The sequence below is a fragment of the Actinocorallia populi genome, assembly GCF_002995495.1.
Classification (GTDB): Bacteria; Actinomycetota; Actinomycetes; order Streptosporangiales; family Streptosporangiaceae; genus Actinocorallia; species Actinocorallia populi.
In genome coordinates this window covers 181,480-195,465 of the sequence record NZ_PVZV01000010.1, presented here as the reverse complement: position 1 = coordinate 195,465, position 13,986 = coordinate 181,480, and the positions used below count along the sequence as shown (strand labels likewise).

The window sequence follows — 13,986 nt, the reverse complement described above, 5'->3', positions numbered from 1 at the left end:
TTCTACAATTTCCTCTCGCTGGCCTGGACGTACACCACGCCCTGGCCGGTCAGCTCCAGCTGGAACCCCTCGCCGGAGCCGCGTCCGATGAGGTCGCGCAGGCCCAGCGCGGTGTGCAGCTTGTTCTGGATCTGCCCGCGGTGGGCGACGTAGGCCTGCGGGTCGACGTAGACCGCCCGGCCCGGCTGGACGGGCAGCTGCACGACCCCGCCGTGCGAGAGCAGCGCGCAGGAGCCGTGCCCGGTGAGCGTGGTGGTGAACAGACCCTGGCCGGTCATCTGGCCGCGGACCACCCCCGACAGGCCGCCCTGCTCGCCCAGGAACATGGTGCCGCTCTGCAGCGAGGCGTCGTAGACCAGCAGCCGGTCGGCCTCGACGTACAGGGTGTCGCCCTGCAGGTCGACGACCTCGACGTGCAGGCCGTGGTGGCCGAACATCACGCTGCCCTGGCCGGTGACGTGCATCAGCGGGGTGCTCTCGCCGGCCATCCGCTGGCGTACCGCGCCGCCGATCCCGGCGCCCGCGGTCGTCGTGGGGGCGAAGCGCACCGCGCCGGTGTAGGCGAGCATCGCGCCGCGTTTGCTGTAGACCTCCTGCCCCGGCCCGACCGGCACCTGGAGCAGCTTGGAGTTCACGGGGCTGTACCCGGGCATCAGACCTCCGCCCCCAGACCATCGCCGCGTTCGGCGGGCTGGATGTAGACCAGACCGTGTCCGCTGAACCTGAGCTGGAAGCTCTCGCCCGAGCCCTGGCCCAGCATCGTGCGCCAGTTGACGTCGGTGACGAAGTCCTGCTGGAGCTGGCCGCGGTGGGCGACGTAGGCCTGCGGGTCGACGCTCAGCGGCTGCCCCTGCACCACCTCCAGGGCGATCGCCGGCCCGTCGGAGAGGATCGCGACGGTGCCGTGCCCCTCGACCTTGGTGGTGGCCAGGCCCTGCCCGGTGGTCACGCCGCGCAGCCCGGTGAACTGCACGCCGGTGCGCAGTTGGCCGTCCAGGGCCAGCAGGCTCTCGGACTCCACCAGCAGGGTGTCGCCCTGCAGCGGCACGAGGTTGACCTCGGTCGCCTCGTGCGCCAGGTAGACGGTGCCCTGGCCGGTGATCTCCATCAGGGTGACCGACTCGCCCGCGACCCTGCGGCGCACCGCGCCCATGAGCCCCTCGCCGCCGGTCATGCCCTGGCGTTTGAACTGCATCTGCCCCTCGTAGGCGACCATCGACCCGTTGAGGGCGCGAATCGTCTCGCCCATCAGGTCGACCGCCAGCATGCGGGGGCCGTTCATTCGAAACTGCGCCACGTCAGCACCTTAACCACTGGACCGCGTGGGCCGCACCGGCCTGTGGACGGAGCTTGGGCTCACTCCTGGGGAGGACGCCGCGCCGCGGACGGGGCGCCGGCCTTCCGACACGGCGCCGCGGCGGAGGGGAAAGATCCGCATCGGAGGCCGATCTGCGGGAGGATGAGGACCATGTGGCTTGCTCCGGAACGACGTGGACGTCAAGGGTGGCTGGTGCCGGGATTCGCGATGCTCGCGGGTGTCGGGATCGCGGCGCTGCTGTACTCGCGGGAGGCGATGGCCGCCGGCGTCGTCGCCGGGCTGGTGCTGGTGGCCTACGGGCTGCAGCTGGCCTACCGCAGGGACGAGTCGGCGCTGGTGATCAGCGAGGCGTTCGGGCGGGGCCGCAACGGGCGCAGCCACCTGCGCTCGGCCGCGATGACCGGCGACGTGCTGGTGGCCGGCCTGGTGGCGGCCATCGTGGTGCAGGCGCTGCGCGAGCAGCCGCTGGGCCCGCTGCCCTGGCTGGCCGGGCTGGCGGCGCTCACCTACCTGGTGTCGATCTTCGTCACCAGCGACATGTGAGAGCGGGGGCGGCGATCCGCCCCCGCCCGTCCGCCGTGCGGGCGGTTCGCGCCGAGTCGGCGAATTCTTGATGAACGTCCTTTTGCCGCCCTGTTTTTCCGGGTCTGGGGCGGCATCATGACTCCCGTGGCAGTGCTTGACACCCGGCCTCCGGTGGGAGTCGCCGAGAACGCGCTCTTTCAGCCCGTGGTCGACCTCGGCTCGGGCTCCGTCGTCGCCGTCGAGACCAGGGTGGGCCCGTCACCGGACGGCCCCGGCCCGGCCGATCCCGCCGCCGAGGACGTCCGCCGCGCGGTGGAGGGGGCCAGGGCGCTGGCCGGCCAGTCCACCCGCCTCCCCTTGAAGATCACCGTGCGCGCCGAGACGATCGCCCTCGGCAGGGGCGTGCTCAACCGGCTCCACCAGGGGCTGCACGAGGCCGGGAGGCGCCCGCAGGAGGTGATCGTGTGCATCACCGGCGGGTTCGCCCCGGCCCTGCGCGGCTCGGTGAGCGCCGGGGTGTCCGACCTGCGCCACGCCGGCTACCTGGTGGGCTTCGGCGGCCTGGGCACCACCCACGCGCCGCTGGACGTCCTGGTCGAGGGCACGCCCTACCTGGTGCGCCTGGACGCCGACCTGGCCCGCCACGCGGCCTCGGGCGGCCGCAAGGCGTCCCTGGTCGAGGCGCTCGTCACCGTCGCCCGGCGGCTCGGCACCCACGTGCTGGCACCCGGGGTGGAGAACGAGGAGCAGCTCCTGCGGCTGCACTCGCTGGGCGTGCGGCTGGCCCAGGGCCCGCTGCTGACCCCGCCGGACTGGCGGCCCGGCCGGCCGGTCAAGGCGCTCGTCCCGGCCGGCGGCCCGCCGCGGCCCGACGCGTCCGCCGACCTGGGCCCCCGGGTGTCGGAGTACGTCCTGCCGGCGGTGACCATGCCGGACGACGTCAGCGCCGCCCAGGTGCTGGAGGTGCTGTCCACCGAGCGGAGCCCGTCCAGCATCGTGCTGGTCGACGAGCGGCAGCGCCCCCGCCACACCGTGGACCGCGCCCGGTTCCTGCTGGCCTTCTCCGGCGCCTACGGCCACGCCCTGCACGCCCGCAAGCCCGCCGCCAGGCTCGCCGACGAGCCGCGGCTGGTGCCGCGGAGCGTCCCGGCGATCGCCGCCCTGCGCGCGGCGGGCCGGGACGAGGAGCGGGTCTACGACGACCTCGTGGTGACCGACGAGATCGGCCGCTGCCTGGGTATCGTGCGCGTCTCCGACCTGATTCGCGGCATGTCCCGCTGAACCCGGCGAAATCCGTTCGCGAGGGGGAAGCCGGGCCCCGTAGACTGGCCGGTGCTCCCGTGCCTCCGCCAAGGGCGTCGAGCGGAGCTTTCCGTGTCCCCGGGGGAGAACCCACCACTGTGATCATCGCCAATGACCTCGAGCTGCGCGCCGGTTCCCGGCTCCTCATCGAGAAAGCCACCTTCCGCGTCAATCCCGGCGACCGGGTGGGCCTGGTCGGCCGCAACGGCGCCGGCAAGACCACCCTCACCAAGGTCCTGGCGGGCGAGAGCCTGCCCGCGGGCGGGGAGGTGATCCGTTCGGGCACCCTGGGCTACCTGCCGCAGGACCCGCGCAGCGGCGACCTGGAGGTACTGGCCCGCGACCGGATCCTGGCGGCCCGCGGCCTGGACGAGGTGTTCCGCCAGCTGCGCGCGGCCGAGCACGCGATGTCCACCCAGACGGGCGCGGCCCGCGACAAGGCGGTGCGGCGCTACGGCAGGGCCGAGGACCGGCTGCACGTGCTGGGCGGCTACTCGGCCGAGTCCGAGGCGGCCGCGATCGCCTCCAGCCTCGGCCTGCCCGACCGGGTGATGGGCCAGCCGCTGCACACCCTGTCCGGCGGCCAGCGCCGGCGGGTGGAGCTGGCCAGGATCCTCTTCTCGGGCGCCGACAACCTGCTGCTGGACGAGCCGACCAACCACCTGGACGCCGACTCGATCGTCTGGCTGCGCGACTTCCTGAAGACCCACCAGGGCGGCCTGGTGATCATCAGCCACGACGTGGGCCTGCTGGAGGCCGTGGTCAACCGGGTCTTCCACCTGGACGCCAACCGCTGCGTCGTCGACATGTACAACGTCGGCTGGAAGAAGTACCTGGCCACCCGCGAGACCGACGAGAAGCGCCGCAAGCGGGAGTTCGCCAACGCCCAGCGGCAGGCGGGCCAGCTGACCGCGCAGGCCGACAAGATGCGGGCCAAGGCCACCAAGGCCAAGGCCGCTCAGCAGATGCTCAAGCGGGCGGACAAGCTGATGTCGGGCGTGGAGGGCGAGCGGCGGGCCGACCGGGTTGCCAAACTCCGCTTCCCGGAACCGGCGCCCTGTGGCAAAACCCCCCTGCTCGCGGAGGGTTTGTCTAAATCGTACGGATCTTTGGAAATCTTCACAGATGTCGACCTCGCGATCGACCGGGGCAGCCGGGTGGTCGTGCTTGGACTGAACGGAGCGGGGAAGACGACCCTGCTGCGGCTGCTGGGCGGCGTCGAGAAGGCCGACACGGGCGAGGTCATCGCGGGCCACGGCCTGCGTCTGGGCTACTACGCCCAGGAGCACGAGACGCTCGACCACGACCGCACCGTGCTGGAGAACATGAAGTCCGCCGCGCCGGACCTGCCGGAGGTCGAGGCGCGCAAGGTCCTGGGCTCCTTCCTGTTCGTCGGCGACGACGTGGACAAGCCCGCCGGCGTGCTCTCCGGCGGCGAGAAGACACGGCTGGCACTGGCCACCCTGGTGGTCTCGCGGGCCAACGTGCTGCTGCTCGACGAGCCCACCAACAACCTCGACCCGGCCAGCCGCGAGGAGATCCTGGGAGCCATCAACACCTTCGCCGGAGCCATCGTCCTGGTGACCCACGATGAGGGGGCGGTACAGGCGCTTCAGCCGGAACGTGTGATTTTGCTGCCAGATGGTGTGGAAGACATCTGGAGCGATGAATTTGCCGATCTGGTGGCTCTGGCTTGACCTTCCGAGCAAGGAAGCAGATCTTTTCTGGCGTAGTGGGTAGCCGAGACGACGAAGATGTCTGATCATGGCAGGAGATAACGCAGCGGTCACCACACCACTACGGGAGGTACTCGTGGCAGAGACCCTGAAGAAGGGCACCCGCGTGACCGGTGCCGAGCGCGACAGGCTGGCGCAGGAGCTCAAGAAGAGGTACGACTCCGGCGAGAGCATCCGCGCCCTGGCTGCCGCCACCGGCCGCTCCTACGGCTTCATCCACCGCATCCTCACCGAGTCCGGCGTGAACCTGCGCGGGCGCGGCGGGGCGACCCGAGGCAAGAAGGCCTGACCCTCGGCCTTCGGGAGGGGCCCCGGCCCCCTCGGCGAGGACGGGCACCACACGTCCGACGTCCGGGCCCGTCGCTTCGACTACCACCGAGTAATATTCGGTCTCGGTCGCGGCGGCGGGCCGAAGGCTTCGCCCCGCGCCCGTGCGACCGGCCCCGGAGGGGGGCCGGCGGCCTGGAGGAGGACGCGACATGGCGGATCTGGAGAAGGCGGGCCTGCTGCTCGACCTCGGCCACGAGGACACGGTGGCCACCATCACCCTGAACCGTCCCGAGCGGCGCAACGCGCAGTCGCCCGCGATGTGGAAGGGCCTGACCGACCTGAGCGAGGAGCTTCCCGAGAGCGTGCGCGTCGTGGTGCTCAAGGGCGCCGGGCCGTCCTTCTCCGCCGGGCTCGACCTGCGCGCCTTCACGCCCGAGGGCGTCCCGGGGGAGGGGCCGGCCGTGCCCCCCGGCACCGGGCCCGAGGAGCTCGTCGAGCTCATCGGCGAGTACCAGCGGGGCTTCCGCTGGCTGCGCGACCCGCGGTTCACCACCATCGCGGCGGTGCACGGCCACGCCATCGGCGCGGCCTTCCAGCTGGCGCTCTCCTGCGACCTGCGCATCGCCACCGAGGACGCCCGGTTCTGCATGAAGGAGCCGGCCCTCGGCCTGGTGCCCGACCTGACCGGCACCAAGCCGCTGGTGGACATCGTCGGGCTGCCCAGGGCGCTGGAGCTGTGCCTGACCGCCCGGGTCATCCCCGCCGCCGAGGCGTACGAGCTGCGCCTGGTCGAGAAGGTCGTGGCGACCGGCGGCCTGGACGCGGCGGTCGAGGAGCTGGTCACCGCGCTGCTGCAGGTCGAGGCGGGCGCCGCCCGCGCCACCAAGGAGCTGCTGCGCCAGGCCCCGGGCAACACCCTGGACGAGCAGTGCCTGGCCGAGCGCCGGGCGCAGGTGGGACGGCTGCTGCGCGCCCGCTGACGGACACGGAATATTCGGCTGGCCGCCCCGCTTGACCCTCAACGGGGCGGTCCCGAGCGACAAAGGAGTCGAGCCGTATGAACATGCCGGGGAACAACGGTTTCTCGATGATGGCGTCCTTCCGCAGGGACCCGTCGGTCAAGCACGAGAAGCTCCAACCCGGCACGGTCCGGCGGATCATGGGGTACGCCCGCCCCTACAAGCGCGATCTCGTGCTCTTCCTGATGCTCAACTCCCTGGCCGCGGTGAGCGTGGTGGCGGGACCTCTGATCATCCAGGCGATCATCGACCGGGGGGTGGTCCCGGGGAACCGGGGGCTGGTGATCGGCCTGGCGCTCGCGCTCGCCGGCCTGGCGGTGGTGGACGCCGCGCTCTCGCTGGTGCAGCGGTGGTACTCGGCGAAGATCGGCGAAGGGCTGATCTACGACCTGCGCAGCCAGGTCTTCGACCACGTGCAGCGCATGCCCGTGGCGTTCTTCATGCGCGCGCAGACCGGGTCCCTCGTCTCCCGCCTGAACAGCGACGTGATCGGGGCGCAGCGGGCGCTGACCACGACGTTGTCGTCCGTGGTGTCCAACGTGATCAGCCTCGTGCTGGTGCTGGCCGCGATGGTCTACCTGTCGTGGCTGGTCACCGTCGTGGCGCTGCTGCTGCTGCCGGTGTTCATCATCCCGGCCAAGCTGGTGGGGCGCAGGCTGCAGAAGATCAGCCGCGAGCAGATGGTGCTGGACGCCGAGATGGGCTCGCTGATGACCGAGCGCTTCAACGTCTCCGGCGCGATGCTGGCCAAGCTCTACGGGCGCCCCGACGAGGAGTCCGAGCGCTTCTCGCGACGGGCCGGCAGGGTCCGCGACATCGGCATCGTCGCGGCCATGTACGGGCGCGTCTTCTTCACCGCGCTGACCCTGGTCGCCTCGCTGGCCACCGCCATGGTCTACGGGATCGGCGGCGTGCTGTCGGTCGGCGGCTCCCTGCAGATCGGCACCCTGGTGGCGCTGGCGGCGCTGCTGAACCGCATGTACGGGCCGCTCACCGCGCTGTCCAACGTGCAGGTGGACGTGATGACCGCGCTGGTGAGCTTCGACCGGGTCTTCGAGGTGCTCGACCTCGAGCCGATGGTCGCCGAGCGGCCCGGCGCCCGCCCGCTGAAGACCGCGGGCGCCCCCGGCGTCGTCTTCGACCACGTCGTCTTCCGCTACCCCTCGGCCGAGGAGGTCTCGCTGGCCTCCCTGGAGTCGATCGCCCGCGCCGACTCCTCCCCCGCCAAGCAGGTGCTGCACGACGTCAGCTTCACCGCGGAGCCGGGGCAGCTGGTGGCGCTGGTGGGCCCCTCGGGCGCGGGCAAGAGCACCATGACCCACCTGGTCTCGCGCCTGTACGACGTGAGCGAGGGGGCGGTGCGCATCGGCGGCAGCGACGTGCGGGACCTCACGCTGGCCTCGCTGAACGACACGGTCGGCGTGGTCACCCAGGACGCCCACCTCTTCCACGACACCATCCGCAACAACCTCCTGTACGCCAGGCCCGGCGCCACCGACGAGGAGTTGTGGGAGGCGCTGGCGGGGGCCCAGGTCCGCGACCTGGTCGAGGCCATGCCCGAGGGCCTGGACACCGTGGTCGGCGACCGCGGCTACCGGCTGTCCGGCGGGGAGAAGCAGCGCATGGCGCTGGCCCGGCTGCTGCTCAAGGCCCCCGCCGTGGTGGTGCTGGACGAGGCGACCGCCCATCTGGACTCCGAGTCCGAGGCCGCCGTCCAGCGGGCGCTGGGCACCGCGCTGGCCGGCCGCACCTCGCTGGTGATCGCGCACCGGCTGTCCACCATCCGGGAGGCCGACCAGATCCTGGTCGTCGCCGACGGCCGGATCGCCGACCGGGGCCGGCACGAGGAGCTGCTGGCCCGCGGCGGCCTGTACGCCGAGCTCTACCGGACCCAGTTCGCCGTTCAGGAGGCTCTGGACCCCACCGCCCTGAAGTGACATAGTGCTATTGGTTGATCACTGAGGGCGATCGTTCGGGGGAGCGATGATCAAGTCCACGGGGGCGGTGCTGTGCCTGGTCCTCGCGCTGGCGGGCTGCGGTGAGGGGACCACGATCCCGAACGCGCGAACGCCACGTCCCGACTTCACCGGTCCGCTGGGCACGGCGGCCGAACCCACGCGCACCGTCACCGTGGCGGCCGGCACGGTGACGGTGAACCCGCCGGTGCGCCAGGACGTGCGGGTGGGCTCCGGGTGCACGGTCGAGGGCGAGGTCGGCCGGACGATGGCGGGCCGGATGGCGCGCTGCGTGAAGCGCACCGGCGAGGACTCCGCGCGCTGGGTCCTGGACGCCGGCTCCCAGCCCGACGGCACGGTCAAGCCCGGCCGCGCCTGTCCCGCCCAGGGGGCGCGCGGCACCGACGGGTACCGGCCCTACGAGTGCCTGCCCGGCTCCGGCGGCGCCCTCGTCTGGAAGTCCCGCTGAGCGCTGCGCCGCGGTCGCGGGGCGGTCCGCGGCGGGCTCCGCTCCTTGGGCCGGGTTTCGCCGGACGGTGCGGCCACGGCAACCTCCCGGTCACCGGGGTCGGGGAATATCGACCCTGATCGACCTCATCATCCTTTTCCTCTTGAGTGAGGCGCGATGCGTCAGTTCCTCGTCCGGTACACCACGATCTTCGTCGCCCTGGGCGCCGCGGGCGTCGCCATCGGCTGGATCGCCGACGACCTGCGCCCGGCCGTTCAGTCCTCCTCGGAGTTCGGCAGGTAGCCCAGCGTGCGCAGCTCCCGGCCGGCGATCTTCTCCACCTGGGCGGTCTGGCGGGCGGTGAGCTGCGCCCGCCGGTCGCCGGCCTCCTCGCCGGGCAGCGCGGGCAGCGGCCGCGGGTCGTCCGGGTGCGGCCCCGCCGCGAAGGCCAGCGCGTCCCCGGAGACGCGCTCCCGCAGGTAGTCCGAGAGCCGGTGGGCCCCGGCCAGCGGGTCGGCCACCAGGTCCTCGTAGCGCAGGGTCAGCAGCTGCTCCTCGGGGACCTGGGCGCGCAGCGTGGCGCTGAGCCGCACCGCGCCCCGCCAGCGCAGCGCGCACTTGATCGCGGGGGCCGCCGCGGGCCAGCGGTACCGCCAGGCCGGGTCGTCCAGCCCCAGGAACGGATGGGGGAACACCTCGTCGAGGTCGAGGATGCCGGGTTTGAACCAGGCCATCACGCGCTCGTCGCCGAGCATCCCGGCCACCGCGTCCCGGCCGTCCCTGATCACCTGGACGAGCTGGGCGTCGGGGAAGGCGTCCAGCAGCACGTCGGCGCTGTAGATCAGGTCGGGGGAGGCGTCGGCGAAGCGGCGCGGCTCCGCGGGATCGGTGCACGGGCCGCCGGGGCGCCGGTCGCCCGGGGTGTACCCGGACAGCTCCCAGCACTCGGCGGGGCAGTCCCGGCAGCCGTGCCGGGCCAGCTGCCAGGACTCGGCGTAGGCGTCGCGCAGCACGCGGGCGGCGCCCCTGCCGCGCTCGGTCGCGATGGACGGGCGGCGGGCGAAGGCGTAGACCAGCTTGGTGACGGCGGGTCTGCCCCTGGTGACATGGACGCCGGGGGAATGCCGGAGCGCCCGCGCGACCAGGTCCGTGCCGGAGTGCGGGGCACCCAGCAGGAACACCGGCCGGTGGACCTTGGTTCCGTTGACCACGAGAATGTGCGGGGTCTGCCTCATGATTGCCTCCAGTGTCCCACTGAAAGGACGGAATCCGGCGCAGGAGAGGGAGAGATCCGCGTTGCCGGGTCTTCCCCATTGCGGTGGTCTCCTGTCAAGCTGCCTGCGGAGCCGTCAGCGGCTGCGGCGGGAGGAGGACCCATGAGCGGGGACCTGCGGGAGGGCGACGAGGCCGCGCTGGACTCGCTGGTCGTGCTGGTGGCCGAGAGCCTCGGCTACTCCTGCGTCCGGCTGCCGGGGGACGTGATGGCGCTGGAGGGCCCGCACCGGCTGCACGTCGGCCTGCGCGACCTGTGGCAGCTGGCCCGGCTGATGCCGCGCGGCGACTGGCCCGCGGTGGTCTCCGACCATGTGACCACGGTCGTCACCGCGGTGGAGGAGCCGCTGGACCTGGGCGACTTCGCGCTGATCCGGCACCTGCTGCGCACCCGCGTCCAGCCCGCCGGAGCCGACCCGGGGACCCTGGCCGCCCGCCCGTTCGCGCCCGGCCTCATCGAGGTGGTCGTGGTCGACACCCCCACCACGGTGCGCACGCTCACCCGGGCGGAGGTGGCGCGCTGGCGGGTGCCGGACGGGGAGCTGTTCGCGCTGGGCCGCGCCAACGTGCACGCCGACGGGCTGCTCCAGCGGGAGGAGCGGCCCGCGCGGTCCCCGGGGGAGCCCGCGGTCACGGTGCTGCACGACTGGACGTTCTACGCGGCCACCCATGTGCTCTGGCTGGAGGAGTACCTGCGGCTGGGCCCGCTCGGCGCGCTGGTGGCGCTGCCCAGCCGCGGCCTGGTCCTGGCCCTGGAGCTGCGTCCGGCGCGGGACGGGGACGCGCTGGCGGAGGCCGCGGCCCGCCTGCGGGCGACGGCGGAGCGGGGGTTCCGGGAAGGGCCGGGATCGTTGAGCCGGGAGCTGTACTGGTGGCGGCAGGGCGAGCTGACCCCGCTGGAGCGGGGGGAGGACGGCCGGGCCCCGGTGCTGCCCGAGGGTCTGCTGCTCGCCGTGGCGGGGGAACGTACCGCCTGGGATTAAGCAAAAGCCCTGTAAGAGGCCCTTCCCGTAATCCTTCCGGCATGCGACCGTGTGCCCAAGGCTCCATCGACGGTGAGGGAAGGGTGATATATGCGTATAGCCGATATTCTTCGCGCGAAAGGGGACCGGGTGGCGACCGTGCCGCCGGGGGCCACCGTGCGGGATCTGCTCGCGGCACTGGCCGGCCACAACGTCGGCGCCGTCGTGGTCTCCCCCGACGGGATCATGATCGACGGCATCGTCTCCGAGCGCGACGTGGTGCGCCGCCTGCACGAGCACGGGGCGGGACTGCTGGACTCCCCGATCTCGGCGATCATGAGCAGCCCCGTCCGCACCTGCGCGCCGGGCGACGCCGTGGAGAGCCTGCGCAAGGTCATGACCGAGCACCGCATCCGCCACCTCCCGGTGGTCGCCGAGGGACGGCTGGCCGGCATCGTCAGCATCGGCGACGTCGTCAAGAGCGCCATAGACCAGCTGGAGACCGAACGCGAGCAGCTCGTGGGCTACATCCACGGCTGACGCCCGGACGTCCCTCCCCGGACGGGAGGGGCGTTCCGCTCAGTACGGGTCGTAACCCGCCGCCTGGGCGGCGGGGGACTTCATCAGGTACTCCAGCGCCCGCCGGGTGTCGCCGATCTGGGACGGGTGGTGGCCCGGCTTGAGGTAGACGAGCCCCTCGATCACCAGCAGCCGGAAGAGGCCGGGCACCAGGCCCGCCTTGGCCGCCCTGCGGTACTCGCGGTACATCCAGCGCAGGGTCGGCTTGCGGCCGAGCGTGCCGTCCTGCTTCAGCAGGAAGCGGGCGCCGCCGATGAGCGCCCAGTAGAGGAAGGACAACGACACCAGCCAGCCGGCGGCCCGCATGAGGTACCCGCCGCCCGTCTTCTTGTAGACGTCGAAGACCACCGAGCGGTGCTCGACCTCCTCGGCGCCGTGCCAGCGCAGCAGGTCCAGCATGGTGGGGTCGACCCCGGCGGCGTCCAGCCGGTCGTTGTCCAGGATCCACTGGCCGAGGACCGCGGTGTAGTGCTCGATCGCCGAGACCGCGGCCAGCTCGAACCGCAGCATCCGGCGGCGGGCCCTCGGCTTGAGCCTGGCGCGGTCCGCCGGGCGGTTCTCGTTGCCCTGGCGCCCCATCTCGGTGATCGGCGTGTGGTCGATGCCGTACCGCTCCAGCAGGTCGGCGAGGAAGGAGTTGTGCGCCCTGGCGTGCACCATCTCCTGGCCGATGAAGCCCTTGATCTCCTCCAGCAGCACCTCGTCGGTGATCTGCGGCCTGGCGTCCTGGACGCACTGGATGAACCAGCGCTCGCCCTCGGGCAGCACCAGGTGGAAGGAGTTGATCATGTGGGTCGCGACCGGGTTGCCCGGGATCCAGTGCAGGGGGGTGCGCTCCCAGTCGAAGCTCACGCGCCTGGGCTTGATCGGCGGATGCCGCTCGTCCACCTCGAAAGAGGGCAGCCCCATGGAACCTCCGCGCATCATCGGGTGCATCATCCGTCACGACCGACTCCGCACTATGCCGGACGTTCCGTGGAGGTACCACTGCGGTTCATGACAAAGGGGGACCCGGCGGGCTGTCCGAGCCTGACAAATTTCGAGAAATGTCAAGTGACTCCTCGTGCATGACCCGGCGCAGCCGCGGCGCGAACAGCAGCAGCACGAGGCCGACGAGCACGGCGAAGACCCCGGACCACAGGTAGTAGCCGGGGCTGGAGCCGCCGTCGGACAGCCGGGCCACCTGCCCGCCGACGGAGTCGCCCACCGAGACGGCCAGGAACCACACGCCCATCATCTGCGAGCCGAAGGCCGCCGGGGCCAGCCGCGTCGTCACCGACAGGCCGACCGGGCTGAGGCACAGCTCGCCGACCGTCTGCATCAGGTAGACGCCGACCAGCCACAGGATCGACACCCGCACCCCGCCCTCGGCCGCGGTGGCGGCCAGCGCCATGGCGACGAAGCTCAGGCCGGCCAGGACCAGCGCGAGGGCGAACTTCAGCGGGGTGCCGGCCCGGCCGCCCAGGCGCACCCACAGCGCGGCGAAGAGCGGGGCGAGCAGGATGATGAAGATCGGGTTGATGTTCTGGGTCCAGCTCGAGGGCATCGACCAGCCCGCCACCTCCAGGTTCGTGGAGGTGGCGGCGAAGATGGTCAGCGTGGTCGCCGCCTGGTCGAAGATCATCCAGAAGACCGCGGCGGCGAGGAAGAGCCACAGGTAGACCCGCATCCGCGCCCTCTCGAGCTCGGTCAGCCCGTGGTCCCCGAGCAGGATGTAGGCGAAGTACCCGGCGGGCACCGCGATCGCCACCGCGGTGAGGAACACCGTGGCCGCGTCCAGGGTGAGGACCCCCAGCAGCCCGGCGGCCAGGGCGAGCAGCGCCAGCGCCGCCAGGGCCAGGACGACGGTGCGGACGGCCCGCGTCCGCTCCGCGGGCGTCAGCGGGCGGGCGGGCCTGGCGCCGATGCCGCGCAGCCCCCGGCCGCCCGCCGCGTACTGGACGACGCCGAACAGCATGCCCACCGCGGCGATGGCGAAGCCCAGGTGGTAGCTCACCTTCTGGCCGAGCGCCCCGACGACGAACGGGGAGAGCGCGCCCAGGTTGATGCCCATGTAGAAGAGGGAGAACCCGGCGTCCCTGCGGGAGGCCTCGCTGTGCTCGTACAGGTGGCCGACCATGCTGGAGATGTTGGGCTTGAGCAGCCCGGTGCCGCAGACGATCAGCGCCAGGCCGAGGTAGACGAAGCCCGCCCCGCCCGGCACCGCCAGGGAGACGTGCCCGGACATGATGACCAGCCCGCCGACGAGGACGGCGCGGCGGGGGCCCAGCACCCGGTCGGCGAGCCAGCCGCCGGGGAGCGCCGCCAGGTAGACCATGGCGTTGTAGACGCCGACGAGGGCGGCGGCGGTGCCGGTGCTCAGGCCCAGGCCGCCGTCGACGACCGCGGCGGAGAGGAACAGCGCCAGGATCGCGCGCATCCCGTAGAAGCTGAACCGCTCCCACACCTCGGTCATGAAGAGCGTGACCAGCGCTCTCGGGTGCCCGAAGAAGGTCTTCTCGGGGGAGCTGGAAGTGGGGCTCACAGTCCGCCGGTACCCCGGAAGAAGTGCACGGAGAGTCACTTTCCACCGAGTAATCGGTAAGGTCGGCGATGTGAGG

General features: G+C 72.1%; 15 protein-coding genes. 10 read left to right on the top strand and 5 right to left on the bottom strand.

The genetic code is table 11. The features are described from left to right. Window positions 1-2: 2 nt before the first annotated feature. Complete coding sequence (locus C2865_RS33790; protein ID WP_106402702.1) at window positions 3-653, bottom strand: AIM24 family protein; 651 nt, start codon at window positions 651-653, stop codon at window positions 3-5. Next, the gene (locus tag C2865_RS33785; RefSeq protein ID WP_232835945.1) at window positions 653-1,297 is read right to left on the bottom strand and encodes an AIM24 family protein; all 645 of its coding nucleotides are present in this window, start codon (window positions 1,295-1,297) and stop codon (window positions 653-655) included. Before C2865_RS33785 ends, C2865_RS33790 begins: the two co-directional genes overlap by 1 nt. Before the next feature lie 213 nt (window positions 1,298-1,510). Between C2865_RS33785 and C2865_RS33780 the strand changes: the two genes are divergently transcribed. From C2865_RS33780 to C2865_RS41645, 8 genes are all read left to right on the top strand, one after another. Further along, window positions 1,511-1,861: an ABC transporter permease gene (locus C2865_RS33780; RefSeq protein ID WP_232835944.1), complete on the top strand. Its 351-nt coding sequence runs from the start codon at window positions 1,511-1,513 to the stop codon at window positions 1,859-1,861. A gap of 126 nt (window positions 1,862-1,987) precedes the next feature. After that, a complete protein-coding gene (locus tag C2865_RS33775) occupies window positions 1,988-3,124 on the top strand; it encodes an EAL domain-containing protein (protein WP_198653792.1) in 1,137 nt (378 codons plus the stop codon). 119 nt (window positions 3,125-3,243) lie between these two features. Then, the gene (locus tag C2865_RS33770; protein ID WP_106402698.1) at window positions 3,244-4,842 is read left to right on the top strand and encodes an ABC-F family ATP-binding cassette domain-containing protein; all 1,599 of its coding nucleotides are present in this window, start codon (window positions 3,244-3,246) and stop codon (window positions 4,840-4,842) included. A gap of 115 nt (window positions 4,843-4,957) precedes the next feature. Then, window positions 4,958-5,170 carry a helix-turn-helix domain-containing protein gene (locus C2865_RS33765; RefSeq protein WP_106402697.1) on the top strand — a complete coding sequence of 71 codons (213 nt, stop codon included), beginning with the start codon at window positions 4,958-4,960 and terminating at the stop codon, window positions 5,168-5,170. Between the two features lie 190 nt (window positions 5,171-5,360). After that, window positions 5,361-6,131, top strand: coding sequence for an enoyl-CoA hydratase/isomerase family protein (locus tag C2865_RS33760; RefSeq protein WP_106402696.1), 771 nt, complete (start codon window positions 5,361-5,363; stop codon window positions 6,129-6,131). 77 nt (window positions 6,132-6,208) lie between these two features. Further along, window positions 6,209-8,107, top strand: a complete 1,899-nt coding sequence (locus C2865_RS33755) for an ABC transporter ATP-binding protein (protein WP_408608346.1) — start codon at window positions 6,209-6,211, stop codon at window positions 8,105-8,107. A gap of 46 nt (window positions 8,108-8,153) precedes the next feature. After that, complete coding sequence (locus C2865_RS33750; RefSeq protein ID WP_106402695.1) at window positions 8,154-8,594, top strand: hypothetical protein; 441 nt, start codon at window positions 8,154-8,156, stop codon at window positions 8,592-8,594. Between the two features lie 156 nt (window positions 8,595-8,750). Further along, window positions 8,751-8,876: a hypothetical protein gene (locus tag C2865_RS41645; RefSeq protein WP_269802766.1), complete on the top strand. Its 126-nt coding sequence runs from the start codon at window positions 8,751-8,753 to the stop codon at window positions 8,874-8,876. On the opposite strand, the gene C2865_RS33745 is transcribed toward C2865_RS41645, so the two are convergent. Continuing rightward, entirely contained in the window at window positions 8,849-9,808 is a 960-nt protein-coding gene (locus C2865_RS33745; protein ID WP_106402694.1) for a sulfotransferase family protein, read from the bottom strand. The genes C2865_RS41645 and C2865_RS33745 overlap by 28 nt on opposite strands. A 141-nt stretch (window positions 9,809-9,949) precedes the next feature. On the opposite strand from C2865_RS33745, the gene C2865_RS33740 reads away from it, so the two are divergent. Continuing rightward, on the top strand, window positions 9,950-10,828 hold the full coding sequence (locus C2865_RS33740; RefSeq protein ID WP_106402693.1) for a hypothetical protein: 879 nt from the start codon (window positions 9,950-9,952) through the stop codon (window positions 10,826-10,828). 90 nt (window positions 10,829-10,918) lie between these two features. Next, window positions 10,919-11,347, top strand: a complete 429-nt coding sequence (locus C2865_RS33735; RefSeq protein WP_106402692.1) for a CBS domain-containing protein — start codon at window positions 10,919-10,921, stop codon at window positions 11,345-11,347. A gap of 39 nt (window positions 11,348-11,386) precedes the next feature. Here the strand turns inward: C2865_RS33735 and C2865_RS33730 are convergent, their stop codons facing one another. Next, the gene (locus C2865_RS33730; protein WP_232835943.1) at window positions 11,387-12,295 is read right to left on the bottom strand and encodes a metal-dependent hydrolase; all 909 of its coding nucleotides are present in this window, start codon (window positions 12,293-12,295) and stop codon (window positions 11,387-11,389) included. A gap of 85 nt (window positions 12,296-12,380) precedes the next feature. Then, entirely contained in the window at window positions 12,381-13,910 is a 1,530-nt protein-coding gene (locus C2865_RS33725) for a peptide MFS transporter (protein ID WP_269802765.1), read from the bottom strand. Window positions 13,911-13,986 lie beyond the last annotated feature (76 nt).